This window comes from Micromonospora sp. 067-2 (assembly GCF_046549295.1).
Taxonomy (GTDB): domain Bacteria; phylum Actinomycetota; class Actinomycetes; order Mycobacteriales; family Micromonosporaceae; genus Micromonospora.
This window is the reverse complement of record NZ_JAJPWB010000002.1, coordinates 77,368-95,666: the sequence shown is the minus strand read 5'-3', so window position 1 is coordinate 95,666 and position 18,299 is coordinate 77,368. Positions and strand designations below refer to the sequence as shown.

At 70.6% G+C, this 18,299-nt stretch carries 19 protein-coding genes, 1 tRNA gene and 1 other RNA gene; 16 read left to right on the top strand and 5 right to left on the bottom strand.

The genetic code is table 11. From position 1 onward, the window contains the following. Positions 1-54: 54 nt before the first annotated feature. The 8 genes from prfB (at position 55) to ACLJN9_RS03995 (ending at position 6,322) form a co-directional block, all read left to right on the top strand. Positions 55-1,176, top strand: a complete 1,122-nt coding sequence (gene prfB, locus ACLJN9_RS04030) for a peptide chain release factor 2 (RefSeq protein ID WP_410809641.1) — start codon at positions 55-57, stop codon at positions 1,174-1,176. 118 nt (positions 1,177-1,294) lie between these two features. Next, positions 1,295-1,975: a cell division ATP-binding protein FtsE gene (ftsE, locus tag ACLJN9_RS04025; protein WP_030331491.1), complete on the top strand. Its 681-nt coding sequence runs from the start codon at positions 1,295-1,297 to the stop codon at positions 1,973-1,975. Between the two features lie 67 nt (positions 1,976-2,042). Next, positions 2,043-2,918, top strand: coding sequence for a permease-like cell division protein FtsX (ftsX, locus tag ACLJN9_RS04020; RefSeq protein WP_410809640.1), 876 nt, complete (start codon positions 2,043-2,045; stop codon positions 2,916-2,918). A gap of 151 nt (positions 2,919-3,069) precedes the next feature. Continuing rightward, positions 3,070-3,549, top strand: a complete 480-nt coding sequence (smpB, locus tag ACLJN9_RS04015; protein ID WP_410810186.1) for an SsrA-binding protein SmpB — start codon at positions 3,070-3,072, stop codon at positions 3,547-3,549. 104 nt (positions 3,550-3,653) lie between these two features. Next, positions 3,654-4,029, top strand: a transfer-messenger RNA (tmRNA) gene (ssrA, locus tag ACLJN9_RS04010). Between the two features lie 101 nt (positions 4,030-4,130). Beyond that, complete coding sequence (locus ACLJN9_RS04005) at positions 4,131-4,814, top strand: hypothetical protein (RefSeq protein WP_410809639.1); 684 nt, start codon at positions 4,131-4,133, stop codon at positions 4,812-4,814. A gap of 142 nt (positions 4,815-4,956) precedes the next feature. Then, positions 4,957-5,304 (top strand): hypothetical protein, encoded by a 348-nt coding sequence (locus ACLJN9_RS04000; RefSeq protein ID WP_410809638.1) that lies wholly within the window; start codon positions 4,957-4,959, stop codon positions 5,302-5,304. A 61-nt stretch (positions 5,305-5,365) separates the two neighbouring features. After that, positions 5,366-6,322, top strand: coding sequence for a hypothetical protein (locus ACLJN9_RS03995; RefSeq protein WP_410809637.1), 957 nt, complete (start codon positions 5,366-5,368; stop codon positions 6,320-6,322). Positions 6,323-6,350: 28 nt separating this feature from the next. Here the strand turns inward: ACLJN9_RS03995 and mdlC are convergent, their stop codons facing one another. Together mdlC and ACLJN9_RS03985 are read right to left on the bottom strand one after the other, a co-directional pair. Next, positions 6,351-7,946 carry a benzoylformate decarboxylase gene (gene mdlC, locus ACLJN9_RS03990; protein ID WP_410809636.1) on the bottom strand — a complete coding sequence of 532 codons (1,596 nt, stop codon included), beginning with the start codon at positions 7,944-7,946 and terminating at the stop codon, positions 6,351-6,353. A 143-nt stretch (positions 7,947-8,089) separates the two neighbouring features. Continuing rightward, a complete protein-coding gene (locus tag ACLJN9_RS03985; protein WP_410809635.1) occupies positions 8,090-8,890 on the bottom strand; it encodes an S-methyl-5'-thioadenosine phosphorylase in 801 nt (266 codons plus the stop codon). A 172-nt stretch (positions 8,891-9,062) separates the two neighbouring features. On the opposite strand from ACLJN9_RS03985, the gene ACLJN9_RS03980 reads away from it, so the two are divergent. Together ACLJN9_RS03980 and ACLJN9_RS03975 are read left to right on the top strand one after the other, a co-directional pair. Further along, positions 9,063-9,653, top strand: a complete 591-nt coding sequence (locus ACLJN9_RS03980; protein WP_410809634.1) for a YqgE/AlgH family protein — start codon at positions 9,063-9,065, stop codon at positions 9,651-9,653. An 87-nt stretch (positions 9,654-9,740) separates the two neighbouring features. Beyond that, positions 9,741-9,813 (top strand) — tRNA-Ala (locus ACLJN9_RS03975). Positions 9,814-9,931: 118 nt separating this feature from the next. Here ACLJN9_RS03975 and ACLJN9_RS03970 read toward each other — a convergent pair. Together ACLJN9_RS03970 and ACLJN9_RS03965 are read right to left on the bottom strand one after the other, a co-directional pair. Further along, complete coding sequence (locus tag ACLJN9_RS03970) at positions 9,932-10,348, bottom strand: hypothetical protein (protein WP_410809633.1); 417 nt, start codon at positions 10,346-10,348, stop codon at positions 9,932-9,934. 319 nt (positions 10,349-10,667) lie between these two features. Next, entirely contained in the window at positions 10,668-11,582 is a 915-nt protein-coding gene (locus ACLJN9_RS03965) for a DNA-processing protein DprA (RefSeq protein ID WP_410809632.1), read from the bottom strand. A 290-nt stretch (positions 11,583-11,872) separates the two neighbouring features. Between ACLJN9_RS03965 and ACLJN9_RS03960 the strand changes: the two genes are divergently transcribed. The 5 genes from ACLJN9_RS03960 to ACLJN9_RS03940 all read left to right on the top strand — a co-directional run bounded on the left by ACLJN9_RS03960 (position 11,873) and on the right by ACLJN9_RS03940 (position 16,225). Continuing rightward, positions 11,873-12,370: a SigE family RNA polymerase sigma factor gene (locus tag ACLJN9_RS03960; RefSeq protein ID WP_410809631.1), complete on the top strand. Its 498-nt coding sequence runs from the start codon at positions 11,873-11,875 to the stop codon at positions 12,368-12,370. Next, positions 12,367-13,416 (top strand): hypothetical protein, encoded by a 1,050-nt coding sequence (locus ACLJN9_RS03955; protein WP_410809630.1) that lies wholly within the window; start codon positions 12,367-12,369, stop codon positions 13,414-13,416. Before ACLJN9_RS03960 ends, ACLJN9_RS03955 begins: the two co-directional genes overlap by 4 nt. A gap of 127 nt (positions 13,417-13,543) precedes the next feature. Further along, the gene (locus ACLJN9_RS03950) at positions 13,544-14,278 is read left to right on the top strand and encodes an SDR family oxidoreductase (protein WP_410809629.1); all 735 of its coding nucleotides are present in this window, start codon (positions 13,544-13,546) and stop codon (positions 14,276-14,278) included. Positions 14,279-14,326: 48 nt separating this feature from the next. Further along, the gene (locus tag ACLJN9_RS03945) at positions 14,327-15,223 is read left to right on the top strand and encodes a LysR family transcriptional regulator (protein WP_410809628.1); all 897 of its coding nucleotides are present in this window, start codon (positions 14,327-14,329) and stop codon (positions 15,221-15,223) included. Positions 15,224-15,298: 75 nt separating this feature from the next. Continuing rightward, positions 15,299-16,225: a lytic polysaccharide monooxygenase gene (locus ACLJN9_RS03940; RefSeq protein WP_410809627.1), complete on the top strand. Its 927-nt coding sequence runs from the start codon at positions 15,299-15,301 to the stop codon at positions 16,223-16,225. Between the two features lie 27 nt (positions 16,226-16,252). On the opposite strand, the gene mgrA is transcribed toward ACLJN9_RS03940, so the two are convergent. Then, positions 16,253-17,248, bottom strand: coding sequence for an L-glyceraldehyde 3-phosphate reductase (gene mgrA, locus ACLJN9_RS03935; protein ID WP_410809626.1), 996 nt, complete (start codon positions 17,246-17,248; stop codon positions 16,253-16,255). 70 nt (positions 17,249-17,318) lie between these two features. On the opposite strand from mgrA, the gene ACLJN9_RS03930 reads away from it, so the two are divergent. Next, positions 17,319-18,299, top strand: a complete 981-nt coding sequence (locus tag ACLJN9_RS03930) for an aldo/keto reductase (RefSeq protein WP_410809625.1) — start codon at positions 17,319-17,321, stop codon at positions 18,297-18,299.

Sequence of the window (18,299 nt, the reverse complement as noted above, 5' to 3'; positions counted from 1 at the left end):
CGACCTGCGGGGCTCGCAAGCTCACTCCCCGCTCACGCAGTACGCTTACCTGTCGTGACCGCTGCCGATTACGCCGAACAGCTCAAGGAACTCGACGCGACCCTGCGAAACATCGAGGCCGTCCTCAACCTTGACCGTCTGCACGAGGACAAGGCCCGGCTCGAGCAGGAGGCGTCCGCCCCCGATCTGTGGGACGACCAGGCCAAGGCCCAGCAGGTGACCTCACAGCTGTCGTACGTCAACGGCGAGATCAGCAAGCTGGGCAGCCTGCGGTCCCGGCTCGACGACGCCCAGGTGCTGCTGGAACTGGCCGAGGCCGAATCCGACCCGGGCGTGCTTACCGAGGTCGAAGCGGAGATCACCGGGCTGACCAAGGCCATCCAGGAGATGGAGGTCCGCACCCTGCTCTCCGGTGAGTACGACTCGCGGGAGGCGCTGGTCGCCATCCGGGCCGGTGCGGGTGGCGTGGACGCGGCGGACTTCGCCGAGATGCTGTTGCGGATGTACCTGCGCTGGGCGGAGCGGCACGGCTACCCGACGGAGGTCTACGAGACCTCGTACGCCGAGGAGGCGGGCCTGAAGTCGGCCACCTTCGCGGTGAAGGTGCCCTACGCGTACGGCACGTTGAGCGTCGAGTCGGGCACCCACCGGCTGGTACGGATCAGCCCGTTCGACAACCAGGGCCGCCGGCAGACCAGCTTCGCGGGCGTGGAGGTGCTGCCGGTCACCGAGCAGACCGACCACATCGACATTCCGGAGAACGAGGTGCGGGTCGACGTGTACCGCTCCTCCGGCCCGGGCGGGCAGAGCGTCAACACCACCGACTCGGCGGTGCGGCTCACCCACATCCCGACCGGCATCGTGGTGACCTGCCAGAACGAGAAGTCCCAGCTGCAGAACAAGGCGTCCGCGCTGCGGGTGCTCCAGGCCCGGCTGCTGGAGCGCAAGCGCCAGGAGGAGCAGGCCAAGCTGGAGGGCCTGAAGGAGAACGCCGCCGGCTCGTGGGGGGACCAGATGCGGTCCTACGTCCTGCACCCCTATCAGATGGTGAAGGATCTCCGAACCGAGCAGGAGACCGGCAATCCGACCTCGGTCTTCGACGGCGAGTTGGACAGCTTCATCGAAGCCGGTATCCGGTGGCGCAAGCAGCGCCAGCTCGCCGGCGACGGTGCGTGACGACACGCGGGCGGAGCGCGTCATCGATCTCCAGGTAGAAGCCTGATTGGACGACGCGCGCCGGTTCTACGGGGCGTGGGGCTTGGCTCAGTTGTTACACCGCGTAGACTCACCACCCGTGATTCAGCTTGAGCAAGTGACGAAGACGTACCCGAAGGCGTCCCGGCCTTCGCTCGACAACGTGTCCGTCTCGATCGAGAAGGGCGAGTTCGTCTTCTTCATCGGTCCATCCGGCTCCGGCAAGTCCACGATCATCAAAATGCTGCTGCACGAGGTCGCCCCCAACAAGGGGCGCGTCGTGGTCAACGGCAAGGACGTCACCTCGATGCGTTCCTGGAAGCGACCCCACTTCCGGCGTTCGATCGGCTGCGTCTTCCAGGACTTCCGGCTGCTTCCGAACCGCACCGCGTACGAGAACGTGGCGTTCGCCCTCGAGGTGATCGGCAAGACCAAGGCGGTTGCCCGTCGGGTCGTGCCCGAGGTGCTGGAGTTGGTCGGGCTCGGCGGCAAGGAGCACCGCTACCCGCACGAGCTCTCCGGTGGTGAGCAGCAGCGGGTCGCCGTCGCCCGGGCATTCGTGAACCGTCCACTGATCCTGCTGGCCGACGAGCCGACCGGAAACCTGGACCCGGACACCTCGATCGAGATCATGCGCCTGCTGGACCGGATCAACCGCACCGGCACGACCGTCGTGATGGTCACCCACGACTCCAACATCGTGAACCAGATGCGCCGCCGCGTCGTCGAGATCGAGAGCGGTCGCATCGTCCGTGACCAGGCCCGCGGCGTCTACGGGTGAGCCGGCGCTCCACCCCTGCGCAGCCTGACGACGAACACCTCATGCCGGAGACCCGGAGGAAATCCCGATGCGCGTGAAATACGTCCTGTCCGAGGTACTGGTCGGACTGTGGCGCAACGTGACCATGTCCATCGCGATGATCATCACGATGGCGGTCTCGTTGACCATGTTGGGCGCCAGCGGCCTGATGTATCTCAAGGTCGACGACATGAAGGACCTGTACTACAAGAACATTCAGGTCTCGATCTTCCTGAAGACGGACGTCACGGACGAGCAGCGCACCCAGGTGAACGCGAAGCTCGACTCCGACCCGCTCGTCAAGGATGTCGTCTACGTCGACAAGGCCGAGGCGTACAAGCGCTTCCAGGAGATGTTCCAGGACGCTCCGGATCTGATCAGCGCGGTCAAGGCCGACAGCCTTCCACCGTCGTTCCGGGTGACGCTGAACGATCCCCAGCAGTACAAGAACATCTACGACCAGTACAAGGAAACCGAGGGTGTCGACGAGATCGTCGACCAGAGCCGACTACTGGACAAGATCTTCAACATCCTCACCTCGATCCAGAACATCGCGTTGGCCGCCGCCATCGTGATGGCGATCGCCGCCCTGCTGCTGGTCGCGAACACCATCCAGGTCGCCGCCTACAGCAAGCGACGCGAGGTGGCGGTGATGAAGCTGGTCGGCGCGTCCAACTGGTTCATCCAGGCGCCGTTCGTGCTGGAGGCGGTGGTCGCCGGCCTGATCGGTTCACTGCTGGGCCTCGTCGCGTTGATCGGCGCGAAGTATCTGCTCTTCGACGGGTCGCTCAAGGCTCTGGAGGGTCTGCTCTCGCCGATCAGTTGGGGCGACATCCTGTTCGTCTTCCCGCTGATGGCCGGCGTCGGTGGTCTGATCAGCGCGGGCACCGCCTGGATCACCCTGCGCTTCTACCTGCGGGTCTAGGCACCGTACGGGCCGTCCCGTCCTTCCTGGGGACCCTCCCGCACGCCGGAAATAAACGGCGCGGGAGGGTCCTTGTCATTCGGGTAGCATGATCGGTTGTCCGACCGGGGTGACCCCGGCACCGGACGTCGGAGGAGAGGGGGTGGCACCGATGCCACGGGAGAAGGGGCGCAAGGTGGTCGCCTCCAACAAGAAGGCGCGCCACGACTACGCGATCCTCGACACGTACGAGGCGGGCATGGCGTTGACCGGCACCGAGGTCAAGTCGCTGCGGGCCGGGCGCGCGTCGCTGGTGGACGCGTTCGCCCAGGAGCGCAACGGCGAGTTGTACCTGCACGCGATGCACATCCCGGAGTACACCCAGGGCACCTGGACCAACCACGAGCCCCGGCGTACGCGCAAGCTGTTGCTCAATCGGGGCGAGATCGACCGGCTGCTCGGCAAGACCCGCGAGGGCGGTCTGACCATCGTTCCGTTGCAGGTCTACTTCTCCGACGGCTGGGCCAAGGTGGAGATCGCCCTGGCCAAGGGCAAGAAGTCGTACGACAAGCGCCAGGACCTCGCCAAGCGGGATGCGGACCGGGAGATCGCCCGGGTCTCGGGCCGGCGTGGCAAGGGCATGGACGACTGAGAAATCCTGTTTGTCCCGGTCGGCGCGCCGGCCCGGGCCTCGGGATGAAACCTGTTGCGGCAGGCGTTAGTCTTGTCAGTGTCGCCACATCGGCGGCCCGTCGAGGGGGTGACTGGTTTCGACTTCGTACGCAGCGACAGGGGAAGCGAGCCGAGGAAGCCGACGTCGTCTCGAGAATCGGTCGTCGGAAACTTATAAGCGCCAAGAGCAATCGCGCTGACTTCGCTCTCGCCGCCTGAGGCGAGTAGCTAAGTCTGTCGGCCTGGGAACGCCTTCGTCCCAGTAGCCGGCATCAGTTAGAGGGCTGGCCAATCGGACCCGGTCGCGGGGTCCGTGCGGCGAGATAAATCAGCGACTGGGCCCGTCACACCAACTTGCTCGCGTGAGCGGTGGGGCCGAGTAGAGGCACAGCGAGCTGCGCTCGGAGAAGCCCTGACAAACCGGCGAAGGACCCGGGTTCGATTCCCGGCACCTCCACCACCTCGAACAGCGATGCGCCCCGGCCCACCGGCCGGGGCGCATCGTCGTATCCGGCTCGACCAGTGGCCCGCCTCCGACCGAGGCTCCTCTACGCTGCCGCTGTGACGAACGAGGAACTGCGCCTGTCGGTCGGCGCGTCGCCGGGTCAGCGCATCTTCTCGGTGGTCGTCGGCGTCCTGTTCGCGGCCGTTGGCGTGGCGTTCGTGGCGCTGCCCCTGGTCGCCGACGGGCTGCTGCGCCGGCTGACCGGGCCGGGCGACGCGTTCACCACCTACGAGGGGGCACGGGACCTGCCGCCGGGAATGCTGCCGCCCGGGCTGCAGGATTCCGGCAGCAGCAGCTGGGACCAGGGCGGGCCCGGCCGGCTCGTGGGCCTGTGCGGGCTGCCGTTCGCCGTGCTCAGTGTCTATCTGGTGCTGAGAGTGCTCCGCACGGCGGCCTGGCTGGACGGCAGCCGCCTGCGGGTGCGTGGCGCGTTCGGCAGCCGCACGGTCGACCTTGCCACCGCACGGGTCGACGCCGCGACGATGCCGTACCGGGAGGCGGGTGACGACGGGCGGGCGGACGGGCACCGTACTCCGGCCATCGTGGCCGTCGCCCCCGACAGCGGGCGGCGGATCACCCTCCCCCTGGGCGGCATGGGCCTGGCGACCCTGCCCCCGTCCGAGCTGCGGGCGCTCGCGGCCGCGATCACCACTGGCCGACCGCTGCACGGACGGGACGGCGACGCCCACGCCGTCGCCGCCGGCCTGTGCCGTCTGGCGGAGCACCCCTTGGGGCGCTGAACAGGCGCTGCCGGGCAGCTGGTGGGGCAGGGGTGACGATTGCGAACGCTGGGGCAGATGAGGCGTCCCGGGGCCCTGGACAGGGCGGACCGGCCGGTTCACCATCGCGGTATGCGGTAGCAACGCAGCGCGGGAGGTGCCCATGGTCACCGGTCCGGTCCAGCAGCCGTTTCTCGTCGTCCGGCGGTCCGCCGCGCTACCGCGTCCGGCCGGTCTCCCCGCCGGCCAGCACCCCACCGGGCTGCCCGGTGACCCCCGCCCGGCCGGGCTCGCCGGTGACCTGCACGCGCTCGCAAGGGTCGTCGCCGTGGCGTCGACCGCGCCCCGTTGGCGCGGGCGCGTGCTGGTCCGGCTGGGCCCGGTCGGGCAGGGCTTCGCCGGGGGCCGCCCGAATGAGCTGCGCGGCCGGGCCGGGCACCTGCTGCGTACGCTGGCGCGGCAGCGGCGCCGACCTGCTGTGGCAGGCGTACCAGACGGATCTGGGTGGTGAGACCTGAGCGGGCTGCCGGTGGCCCGGGGAACCGGGGCGTCGGTGAGCGCGTCGAAGGAGCATGCGCCGACCGGTTCCGCTGCTCGTCCTGCCCCTGCTGGTGCTCGCCGCCGGCTGTGCCGTGACCGGCTCCGGCCCGGCTGACGGCTTCACCGCCCCGGACCACCGCCGAGAGGCGTTCGATCAGCGGGCCGCCGAGGTCGCCGAGGCGTGGCGGCCCGGCCCCGACTGGCGCACCGGGTACGTCCCGTTGCAGGGGCCGACCATCCTCGCCGGTGACCCGGGCTTCACGGCGGAAACGGAGGCCGCCTTCTCGGCCGGCTGGTACCGCGAGCAGGTCGCGATCCCGCCCACCCGCGTCGGCGGGGAGATCCGGTTTCCGGACGGACGGCTGACCCTGCCGCTGGTCAGCGCGGCCGAGGCGTACCGGCAGCTCGACCAGGGCGATCCGCTGCCCTGCCCGGGACGGCCGAAACGACCCGGACCGCCGACCGCCGGCCCCAGCGTCGAGCCCGGGCCGGACGGCTGGGCCAGCAGCGGCGCCACCGAGACCGGCTGCCGTGCGCTGACCGTCACCGGGGTCACGCTCGGCGCGGTGCCGGTACGGACTAGCCGGGGCGAGGCGCAGGTCCCGGCCTGGCTGTTCACCATCGAGGAGTTGACCACGCCGGTGGCCAGGCTCGCCGTCGCGCCGACGGCGGTCACGCCGGTCCCCGAGCCCACCGCGCCGGCCCGGCCGTTGGCGGACGGGCTGGTGGCCGCCCAGGATCTGGCGGCGGTCGACGGCGCGCGGCTGACCGTCCGGCTCGGTGTCGGTGCCTGCGACACCGGGATCACCCCGTTGGTCGTGGAACGGCCGGACGTGGTGGTGGTCGGCGGCGCGGTCACCCGGCCCACCGGCGACTGCATAGCCCTGCTCAAACTGGAGCCGGTCACCGTCACCCTGGCCGCGCCACTGGGCGCCCGGCCGGTGCTGGACGTCTCGACCGGTGCGCCGCTGTCGATCGCCCCGCGCTGAACGAGGTACGTACCCCCGTGGCCGCGGGTCAGAGGATGCTGGGCACCTCGGTGCTGATCGGCACCGGCAGCACGGTGGGACGGTCGGCGCTCAGCCCGGCGGCGAGCGCCGCGGCGAGCTGGTCGGGGGTCTCCACCACCTCGGTGGCGCAGCCGTAGCCGGTCGCGATCGCGGTGATGTCGAGCCCCGGCAGATCCAGACCGGGCACCCCGGGCGTCTCCTTCAGCGCGGCGAACGCCTTGAGGATCGCGTACTGCCGGTTGACCGGGACGATCACCACGACGGGCAGGGACAGGCGTGCGGCCGTCCACAGGGCCTGCACCGAGTAGTGGAACGAGCCGTCGCCGACCACCGCCACCACCGGCCTGCCGCGCCCGGTGTCCCGCTCGGCCAGCGCCACGCCGATCGCGGCCGGTAGGCCGTAGCCGAGACCACCGCTGGCCATCGTGAAGTACGACGCCGGCCGGTTGAGGCGCAACCGGCGGCGCAGCGCGGACAGGTTGGACGGTGACTCCTGGACCAGCACGCCGTCCGCCGGCCAGTGTTCGGCCAGCGCGGCGAACAGGGCGTCGGCGCTCAGCGGCGCGGTGACCTCCGGCGGGGTCATCCGGTCCCGGGGCGGCGGTGCGGGCCGGTCGGCCCGCGGCACCCGCTCGACCAGTGCGACCAGGGTCAGTCCGGGGTCGCCGAGCAGACTGTCCCCGACCGGTGCGCGGGCGGCCTCGTCCGGGTCGTCCGTGACGTGCAGCAGCCGGGCGCCGGCGGGCAGGTGCTCGCCCGGCACGTACGGGTAGTAGCGGAACACCGGCGCGCCGATCACCAGGATGGTGTCGTGCCCGCTCAGCGCCTCGGCCAGCGGTCCGATCGCGAACGGCAACACGCCACGGAAGGACGGGTGGTCCTCCGGGAACACGCCCCGTTCCGGAGCGGGGGCGGACCACACCGGTGCCGCCAGCCGCTCGGCCAGCGTGACCGCCTCCGCCCAACTCCCGGACCGGTCCACGCCCGGCCCGAACACCAGGGCCGGGTTGCGGCTGCCAGTCAGCACCCGGACGAACTCGTCCAACCGCTCTGGGTCCGGCGCGAACCGGGTGGCCACCGAGCGCTGCGCGGGTGGCGGGTCGGCCGGCTGCGCCCAGTCGTCCATCGGCAGGGAGAGAAAGACCGGCCCGGCCGGCGGTTGCACCGCCGTCGCGTACGCGCGCATCAGCGCCGCCGGGATGTCCTGCGCGCGGACCGGCTCGTAGCCCCACTTGACGTACGGCTGGGGGAGTTCGGCGGCCCGACGACTGGTCAGCCGAGGTTCGAGCAGCAGCATCTCCCGGGTCTGCTGACCGGCGGTGACAATGAGTGGAGTCTTGTTGTGCCAGGCGGTGACCAGGTTGCCCATGCCGTTGCCGGTGCCCGGGGCGGTGTGCAGGTTGACGTGCGCGGGAGCGCCGCTGGCCTGGGCGTACCCGTCCGCCATCGCGACCGCCGTCGCCTCGTGCAGTGCGTGGACGTAGTGGAAGTCGGCCGGGAAGTCCCGCAGGAACGGCTCCTCGGTGGAGCCGGGGTTGCCGAAGATGGTGGTCATGCCGAGGGTGCGGAGCACGTCGTACGTCGCGTCCCGGACCGTTGCCATCGCCGCCTGCCTCGGTGTCGCGGGCAGGAGCGACCGTGGTCGCCCTCCCGATCAACCGAATCTATCGGGATGTCACGGGCGTTTCGGGCGTTTCCTGGGCGTCGGTGGCCTGGCCCGCCACGGCAGACCGCGCCCGCGCCCACTCAGGGCAGCGCAAAGGGCAGGTTGATGCCGTCCAGCGCCCGGGCGCACCCGCAGTCCCGGGTGGTGGGCAGCGCGGCCACCGCGTCCAGCAGCACGTCTCGCAACCTGTCGGTATTGGCCGCGAAAACCCGGAACACCTCGTCCTGGGTCACCGACTCGCCGGCCCGCAACCCGGCGTCCAGGTCGGTGATCAACGCGATCGACGAGTAACACAGGGCCAGCTCGCGGGCGAGCACCGCCTCGGGGTGGCCGGTCATGTTGACCACCATGCCGCCGATCGAGGCGAACCAGCGGGACTCCGCGCGGGTGGAGAAGCGTGGACCCTCCACCACCACCACCGTCCCGCCGTCGACGGCGGTGACGTCCCGGCGTGCGGCGGCGGTGAGCAGCGCCCGCCGCCCGCTGGGGCAGTACGGGTCGGCGAACGGCACGTGCACCGCACCGCGGTCGTAGTAGGTCTGCGCCCGCCCACTGGTCCGGTCGATCAACTGGTCCGGCACCACGAACGTGCCGGGGCCCAGCTCAGGGCGGAGCCCACCGACCGCGCACGGGGCGAACACCTGGCGTACGCCGAGGGAGCGCAGCGCCCAGAGATTGGCCCGGTACGGGATCAGGTGTGGCGGGTATCGGTGGTCGCGGCCGTGCCGGGGCAGGAAGGCCACCCGCCGCCCGGCCACCTCGGCGATGGTTACCGCATCCGACGGCGGTCCGTACGGGGTGTCCAGCTCATGAGCCGTGCCGTCGAGGAGGGCGTACAGGCCCGATCCGCCGATCACTGCGAGCTCCGCCGTCGGTGCCATCGACCCTCCGTCTTAACTGTCCGATCACCCGCCGGTCAGACCTTAGCCAGCACCGGGAGCGCAGGCTATGGTGCCAGACATGGCGTTGACAGCGCGGCTGAACCCGGTGCACCGTGCGGATCCGGTGAATGACGGATCCCCGGCGTGGGCTCACGGTTGACGGGTGTGTGGGATGCAGGGAGAGGGCCAGGCGATCGGCGGACGCGCGATGGAGTCGATGACCGGGCGACTGCTGGTCGCGACTCCGTCGCTCAAGGATCCGAACTTCGACCGTACGGTGGTGCTGCTGGTTGCCCACGAGCCGGGCGGCGCGCTCGGCGTGGTGCTGAACCGGGCCACCGAGGTGCCGGTCGCCGAAGTGCTCGGCGACTGGAGCGACCTGGCCCGCCACCCGGCGGTGCTCTTCGAGGGCGGCCCGGTGCAGCCCGACTCGGCCATCTGCCTGGCCCGGATGCGGCACCCGCTGCGCCGGCTCAAGGGCTTCCACCAGGTCTCCGGGGCGGTCGGCACGATCGACCTCTCGGTCGACCCGGAGCGGCTGCGGGAGAGCATCGGCGGCATCCGGGTCTTCGCCGGCTACTCCGGCTGGGGCAGCGGGCAGCTGGAGCAGGAGATCGCCGACGGCTCATGGTTCCTGCTGGATGCGCTGCCCGGTGACGCCTTCGTCGACCGGCCGGACGATCTGTGGCCGATGGTGCTGCGTCGGCAGGGCGGGATGATGGCCGCCGTGGCCCACTTCCCGCCGGACGTGGCGCTCAACTGAGCCCGGCCGGGCGGCGACCCCCGCGAGATGACCATGCCGGCCGGGATGTGTATAGTTTCCCAGTGCCCGGGCGACCGGGTAAGGCAAGGGGCCGTGGCGCAGCTGGTAGCGCACCACACTGGCAGTGTGGGGGTCAGGGGTTCGAGTCCCCTCGGCTCCACCCTTGTGATGCGAGGTCAGCGGCCTGGTCGAGTCATCGACCGGGTCGCTGATTCGTTCTCTGGAGCGTGCACTCCAAGCCCCGCATCTGGGGCACCGGTTGGCGGATGTGATCCTGATTAGCCCTCAGCTGTGCAGCGACTGGTGTCGAAGAGCGGGTCGGCAATCGCAGTGAGCAGTTGCCTGGCCGGCGCATAGGTTGGATCCACGTGGCGGCCGAGGACGACGGCGGCCACGGTGGTGGCACCGGCGACCTTCAGCGCGTGCGCCAGGGACTGGGTCCGGGCCCCCGTCGTCCAGGTGTCTTCCAGGACCAGCACATGGACGGGGAGGCGGGACGTGGGCATGAATGGTGTGAACCAGTCAGCATGGAAGTCGTGATCGTCAGGGCCGTAGCTCGGGTTGACCGCGCTGGTGATCCAGGGCAGCCCGAGCCGCTCGCCGACGAGGTCGGCGAGCGGATGGGCACCGGCCCGGCTCCGGGTGCTCGGGACGGTGATGGCGTGCGTCGGCGGCGCACCGGTGCGGACCGCCACACAGGAGAGATGGTCGCGCAGGAAGAGCAGCAGGAGGGCGAGCAGGCTCCGCTGGGCCTGCTCGGACCTGGTAGTGCCCTTGTATGTCCGGAGGTTGTAGTGGTGTTGCGACGTGCGCGGCGAGTAGGAGATCGGTAGTACGAGGTCAGCGAGGAAGCCCTCGGACCGGGTGAAATGGGACTGACAGCGAAAGCAGAGCGAGTAGCCGTCGCTTCGTACGCCTCGGCAGGTGGGGCAGACCCACGGGTACGCCGAGAGTGGGTTGCGTAGGTAGCCGCGCTGGACCTCGACGTACCGGCGGATGATGTTCCAGCGGTGGTCAGCGGAGGGCGAAGTCAGGGAAGTTCTCCAGGCCGGGTTCGGTGGGCTGGTAGCTCAGGATGTCGTCGACGGCCTCCAGCAGCTGTGCGGTGCCATGAACGACGTAGACCCCGGGGTTTTCGGCGAACGTCTTGGCCCAGTCGCACTGCATCACCTGGCTCGTGAGGACGACCGGCCGGCCGTGCTGGAGGGCGAGCCGAGCCTGGATCCGCGCTCCGCTGGTCTCGCCTGCTTCAACGACGACCGTCGCGACTGCGTATCCGCTCATCACGGCATTGCGCATCGGGAAGCTCTGTCGGCTCGGTGGCGCATCAGGCCAGAACTGGGAGATAACGAGCCCGACCTCGGCGATGTGGTCCTGTAGGTGCTGGTTCGCCGGCGGGTAGTAGCGGCGGATCCCGGTGCCGATGACGGCGACAGTACGCCCGCCGGCCGTCAGCGCGGCCGAGTGTGCGGCGGTGTCGATGCCGGCGGCGAGCCCGCTGACCACGGTCACCCCGCGTACGGCCAGCGTGGTGGCGACGGCTCGGGCGATCCGTAGCCCCTCGTCGCTTGCCCTGCGGCTGCCAACGACGGCCACACCCCGGTCGTGAACCCGTAGATCACCTCTGCTGAACAGGAGTGGCGGCATCTCCCGGATGCCGAGCAGCTGGGCTGGGTATGCGTCGTCGAAGAAGGCATGGACACCGATTCCATCCGCCTTCCAGCCGGCGATCTCGGTGGCGGCAGCGCTGACCAACGCCGTGGCTGAATCCGCGTCCGCGAAGAGCGTGTCGGAATGGCCGATCGTACGGCCGAGGACCGCCCTGGCGCTGCCGTTCTCCTGGATCTCGAGGGCGGACTCCGACCAGCGGGCCTGCGGGCGGCGAAGCAGCGCGACCAGGGAGGCCCGCTCAATAGTCGCCGTGTCCATGGGCACGATCGTAGGCCCTGACCTGCCTTCCCGGCTCGACCATCCCGGCCGGTCTTGAGGACGGCAACTCTGAGCGGGCGTCATCACCCGAACATATGTTCGATGATGGCCGAATTCAAGGTCCAGGTCGCACAGTTGCCCTGCCTCCGACCGTCCGCCGAGCTGCACCGGCAGGGCACGCGCCGGCGTGCGGCGGGGAGTCGGAAAGCCGTCGAGGTGCACGGCGGCAGGCAACCTATCCACGTTTCAGCCGGTACTACTGTGCGACGGACTGGGCGAAGGGGCTGCACATGGTCGTACCGGAGGGCTTCGACGACTTCGTCGTGACCCGCTCCCGGCGGTTGCTGCGCACCGCGTTCCTGCTCACCGGTGACTGGGCATCGGCCGAGGACCTCCTGCAGACCGCTCTGGCGCGGGCGTGGGAGGCGTGGCGACGCATCGACGGTGACCCGGAGCCGTACGTGCGGCGAATCCTCGTGAACGCGTACGCCTCGTCCTGGCGGCGCAGGTGGCGAGGTGAGCTGCCCACCGCCGACCTTCCCGAGGCAGCCGCCGTTGCCGACCCGCAGACCAGCATCGACGACCGGGACCGGCTCTGGCGGGCGCTGGGCCGCCTGCCCCGCCGACAGCGCGCCGTGCTGGTGCTGCGCTACTTCGAGGACCTCTCGGAAGCCGAGATCTCCGAAACCCTCGGCTGCTCGGTCGGCACCGTCAAGAGTCAGGCCAGCCGGGCACTGGCCAGGCTCCGCCTCGACGAGACGCTGGCGCCGGAAGGGATGCTGCGATGAATCTGGTCGACCTCCAGCGGGTGCTCGAGGAACGTTCCGACGACTCGGCGGAGCACGTCATGCACCACCTGCGGCTGCACGGCGTACAGGCCAAGGTGCTCGCGCGTCGGCGCCGGCGGATCGCGACCTGGGCCACCTGCGCGGTGGTCGCCCTGGCCGGTATCGCCGCGACCGCCGTCGTGTCCGGGCTCCGCGCGGACCTCGCGCCCGCCCCGGTGGACACCCCGCCGCGGGTACGCACCATCGAGGGTTTCCCGGAGTACGCCAACGGCGCCCGCGTCGTGGCCGCGAAGTCGGCGGCGCTGCCGGAGCGCCGCGTCGAGGTGACGGTCGTGCCCACCACGCTCGATCTCGTCGTCTTCTCACGCTGCGACAGCGCCGGAGAAGAGGTGGTGCTGGAGATGGCGCTCACCGTCAACGGACATGACTTCTCCGGAGGAACCTGCGCCGGGGCGCTCCGGCCGCGGGGCTGGAAGGACATGGACGTCGCGGTCGGTAGGCCCGCCACGTTCGTCATGACGATCACGAGGGCGAAGCGCGCCGGCTCGGCGGAGGCGGGTGACGTCCAGGTGCCGATCCCGGCCGTCGGCGCGTTCGGGCTCGCGATCGGTGAGCGGGTCCCGTTCGACCGGTACCCACTGCCTCCCCGACCAGCGGCACTCGGTCCGCTGGACCAGGCCTTTCCCGCCGGTTGCACCGAGGCGGCGTGCCCGCAGGCCGTCATTCTCCGATCGGACCCGGCCGATCCGACGCGACCCGTTCGGCAGACGGTGACCTGGAAGACGATGGGCTCGATCGACATGGTCGCCCAGACGCCCGGCCTGCTCCACCTCAGCGTGAACGGAGTGCAGATCACGACCGCCGAGTGGTGGGACTACACGAGAGGCGGTAACGGGATGTACGGGGATCGGGACGGCGGGTGGAAGCGCGAGTTCGGCCTCGACCTGCGCGCCGGCGACCCGGTGACCGTCGAGGCGGTTCCCGAACACCTCACCGGTGCCTGGCAGGTCGTCCTCACCCCGGAAGGAGTACGCGGGGGCGGCTGATCCGCGGCTGGCCGTTGACCATCAACGGCACTGATGGTGGCCATCTCCATGATTCGTTGTCGCCGATGTGGCTCCCGGGCCAGGCTGAAATCCGACGGGCTACAGGCAGATCAGGGAGCGAACTGCGATGACCAGTGCACAGCGTGTGGCAATTGTGACCGGCGGTTCCCGCGGCATGGGACGCGAGATCGTCGAGCGTCTGGCGGCGGACGGCCACGCGGTCGTCGTGAACTACGCGAGCAACACGGTCGAGGCGGACGCCGCGGTCGCGGCGGTCACCGCAGCCGGCGGCAGGGCGGTCGCCTATCAGGGCGACGTTGCCGACGAGAACGCCGTCGCGGAGTTGTTCGACGTCGCCGAGCGCGAGTTCGGCGGGGTGGACGTCGTCGTGAACGTGGCCGGCGTCATGCCGGTGAAGCCCGTGGTCGACTTCGATCTCGCGGCGCTGGACCGGGTCCTGCGGGTGAATCTGCGCGGCACCTTCGTCGTCAACCAGCAGGCCGCCCGCCGGGTACGCTCCGGCGGCTCGATCGTCAACATCTCCAGCTCGATCACCCGGTTCGCCCGGCCCGGATACGCCGCCTACGCCGCGACCAAGGGCGGCGTGGAGGCGATCACCCTGATCCTGGCCCGTGAGCTGCGGGGACGCGACGTCACCGTGAACACGGTGGCGCCCGGCCCGATCGCCACCGACCTGTTCTTCGAGGGTAAGGACGAGCAGCTCGTCGCCCGGATCGCCGCCGAACCGCCAATGGAGCGGCTGGGCACGCCGGCCGACATCGCCGAGGTGGTCGCCTTCCTGGCGGGTCCGGCACGATGGATCAACGGTCAGGTGCTGTTCGCCAACGGCGGCGCCATCTGAGCCACCGGCTGAGCGCGGTACGGGACCGGGCCGTGGCATCTTTGGCGGGTGGAGCTCAGGCATCTGCAGTATTTCGTCGCCGTCGCGGGCGAGCGCAGCTTCACCCGGGCGGCGACCCGACTGCACGTCGTCCAGTCGGCGGTGTCGGCGGCGATCGCCGCGCTGGAACGTGAGCTGCGGGTGGTGCTCTTCGAGCGCAGCGCGCAACGGGTCGTTCTGACCGCTGCCGGGGAGGCGCTCCTGCCACGGGCCCGGGCCACCCTCGACGCGGCACAGGCGGCCCGGGACGCGGTCCACGAGGTGGGCGACGAGCTGATCGGAACGCTGGCGGTCGGTTCGCTCACCGGAGTCGGCGGGATCGACTTCGCGGGACTGCTGGGCCACTTCCACGCCGCCCATCCGCGGGTCATCCTGCGTCTGCGGGCTGCCACCTGGGACGGCTCCGCCGGGCTGGCCCGCTCACTTGTCGATGGTGAACTGGACGTCGCCTTCCTCGGGGTCGGGGGCCGTCCCTTTCCGCAGCTGAGTACCCGTGAACTGGTCCGGTTGCCGCAGGTGCTGGTCGTGCCCGCCGGTCACCGGCTGGCCCGGCAGGACACCGTCACCCTGGCGGAGCTGACCGGCGAGAGCTTCATCGACTACCCGGTCGGCTACGCGAACCGGGCGGCCACCGATCGGGCCTTTCTCGCGGCCGGCGTGGAACGGACGATCGCCATGGAGGTGACCGACGTGACGGTGGCGGCGACCTTCGCCCTGCACGGTCTGGGGGTCACGATCCTGCCGACCCGGGCGGTGCCGAACAGCCCGCACTGCAAGGCCCTTCCCGTCACCGACCAGTCACTGGAGTGGTCACTGCACGTGGCAACGGCGACGCACCGGACCATCAGCGCCGCCACCAGCGCTCTGCTGCAGATGGTGGACGAGCACCTGGAAGTCGAGCCCTGACCGACCTGCCGGCGCCGGGCCGCGCATCGAACCTTTGGCGAACCGCGCACGTACCACTGCGCGGGAGGTCACGCCATGATCGTGCGCCGAGTGTTCGCCGCCGTGCTGGTCGCCGTGGCGACCGTGCCGGTGGCCGCCACGCCCGCCGCCGCGCACGGCGCACCGACCGACCCGGTCAGCAGAGCGGCGGCCTGCGGACCCGAGGGCCGGTACGCGGCCACCAGCGCCTGCCGGGCAGCCGTCGAGGTGGGTGCCGCGGTCCGCGAATGGGACAACGTCCGGGTGTCGGCGGTCAACGGTCGGGACCGGGAGCGGATTCCGGACGGGGAACTGTGCAGCGGTGGGCTGTCCGCGTACCGGGGGCTGGACCTGCCCCGCACCGACTGGCCGGCCACGGAGCTGACCGCCGGGGCCCGGTTCACCTTCCGGTACCGGACCACCATCGAGCACCGAGGCACGTTCCGGCTCTACGTCACCCGGCCGGGCTACGACCCTCGCAAGCCGCTGACCTGGGCAGATCTGGACGCCCGCCCATTCTTGACGCTGACCGACCCGCAGGTGCGGGCCGGGGCGTACCAGTTGCCGGGTCGGCTGCCGGCGGGCCGGGACGGCCGCCACCTGATCTATACGATCTGGCAGAACTCGAGCACGCCGGACACCTACTACTCCTGCTCGGACGTGGTGTTCGGTTCGGCGTCGCGCTCCGGCGCCGGTGCCTCGGGCCGAGCCGCACCGACGAAGGGTGGCAGCGCTGCTCCGCGTACCCCTGCGGTGGGGAAGGCGAGCGCGCGGCCGGCGGTGGAGGCGGCGGCCGACCCGGGCGTGCCGGTGGCGTCGGTGACCGACCTCGGCGGCCGGTGGCCGGTGCTGGCCGGCGCCGCCGTCGTGCTGATCCTGGCACTGCTGGTCGGCGCGAGCCGGCGGCGGCGCAGCACCGGCCCGCCGGTCGGCCGGCCGTGCGGGGTGCGCAACCACCGGGCCGGGCGGCGCCGGATCTGGTGACCCGGGCCGCCGGCGGCCCGACGGCGCTCAACCCAGAAGTCGGTCGATCTCGGCCAACTCCTCGGTGCTGAAGTCGAGGTTGGACAGAGCGCCGATGTTGGTCTCCAACTGCTCGACGCTGCTCGCGCCGATGATCAGGCTGGTCATCCGCGGATCGCGCAGCGCCCAGGCCAGCGCGAGCTGTGCGAGGGACTGGTCGCGCCGCTCGGCGACCGCGCCGAGCCCACGAATGGTGGCCAACTTCTCCTCGCTGAGGTCGCTCTCGTTGAGGAAGACGCTGGTGCGTACCCGCGAGTCGGCCGGAATGCCGCCCAGGTAACGGTCGGTCAGCAGGCCCTGGGCCAACGGGCTGAACGCGATGCAGCCGGCGCCGACCTCTTCGAGCGTGTCGAGCAGACCGTTGGCCTCGGTCCACCGGTTGAGCATCGAGTAGGACGGCTGGTTGATCAGCAGCGGCGTGCCCAGCTCGCGGAGGATCGCGGCGGCCTGGGCGGTCTGCGCGGAGTCGTAGTTGGAGATCCCGACGTAGAGCGCCTTGCCGGAGCGGACGATGGCGTCCAGCGCGCCCATCGTCTCCTCCAGCGGGGTCTCCGGGTCGAACCGGTGGGAGTAGAAGATGTCGACGTAGTCCAGGCCCAACCGGCCCAGCGACTGGTCCAGTGACGAGATCAGGTTCTTGCGCGAGCCCCACTCGCCGTACGGGCCGGGCCACATGAGGTAGCCGGCCTTGCTGGAGATGACCAGCTCGTCCCGGTGCGACCTGAGGTCGGTGGCGAGCAGCCGGCCGAAGTTCTCCTCCGCGGCGCCGGGCGGCGGGCCGTAGTTGTTGGCCAGGTCGAAGTGGGTGACGCCCAGGTCGAAGGCGCGCCGGATGATGTCGCGCTGCCGTTCGAACGGACGGTCCGGGCCGAAGTTGTGCCACAGGCCGAGGGAGACGGCGGGCAGCCGAAGGCCGCTGCGGCCGCTGCGCCGGTAGGTCATGGTGTCGTAGCGGTCATCCGAGGCAAGGTAGGTCACGATCATGAGCCTAACTCCGGCCTGTGACAGGCGGGATCTGGCTTGCGAACCTGGACGACGGGGTAGTTTCGACGCCATGCGTTTCCTCCCGCTCGACACCCCCAAACCGCTGTCCAAGATCGGCTTGGGCACCTGGCAGTTCGGCTCCCGCGAGTGGGGTTACGGGCCGGACTTCGAGCAGCGGGCGGCGCAGATCGTGCGCCGGGCCGTCGAACTGGGTGTGACCGTCTTCGACACCGCCGAGATCTACGGCTTCGGCCGCAGCGAGCGGATCCTCGGCGCGGCACTCGGCGACGACCGGCCGAAGGTGGTGGTCGCCACCAAGATCTTCCCGATCCTGCCGGTGGCCGCCGTGGTGCACCAGCGTGCCGTCGCCTCGGCGGCCCGGCTCGGCGTCAGCGGCATCGACCTCTACCAGGTACACCAGCCCAACCCGCTGGTCGCCGACCACACCACCATGCGCGGCATGCGCGCCCTGCAGGACGTCGGCCTCGTCGGCGAGGTCGGGGTCAGCAACTACGGGCTGCGCCGCTGGCAGGTCGCCGAGGCGGCGCTCGGCCGGCGGGTGCTCAGCAACCAGGTCCGCTACAGCATGCTGGACCGGGCACCCGAGCAAGACCTGCTGCCGTACGCGCGGCAGGCCGGGCGGGTCGTCATCGCGTACAGCCCGCTGGCACAGGGCTTCCTCTCCGGCCGGTACGACGCGAAGAACCCGCCGACCGGCGCGATCCGGAGAGCCAACCCGTACTTCCTGCCGGAGAACCTCGAACGGGGCGCCACCCTGATCGACACGCTGCGCCAGGTCGCCGACGCGCACGATGCCACCCCCAGCCAGATCGCGCTGGCCTACCTGCTGCGCCACCCGAACGTGCTGGCCATTCCCGGCGCGTCCGGGGTCGAGCAGATGGAACGCAACGCCGCCGCCGCCGACATCGACCTCGCCGACGACGAGTACGCGGCACTCGCCGAGAGCGCCAAACGATTCCGCCCGGTCACCGGCCTCGCCGCGATGCCCCGCATGCTGCGCGCCCGGTTCGCCGGGCCGACGGGAAAGTGA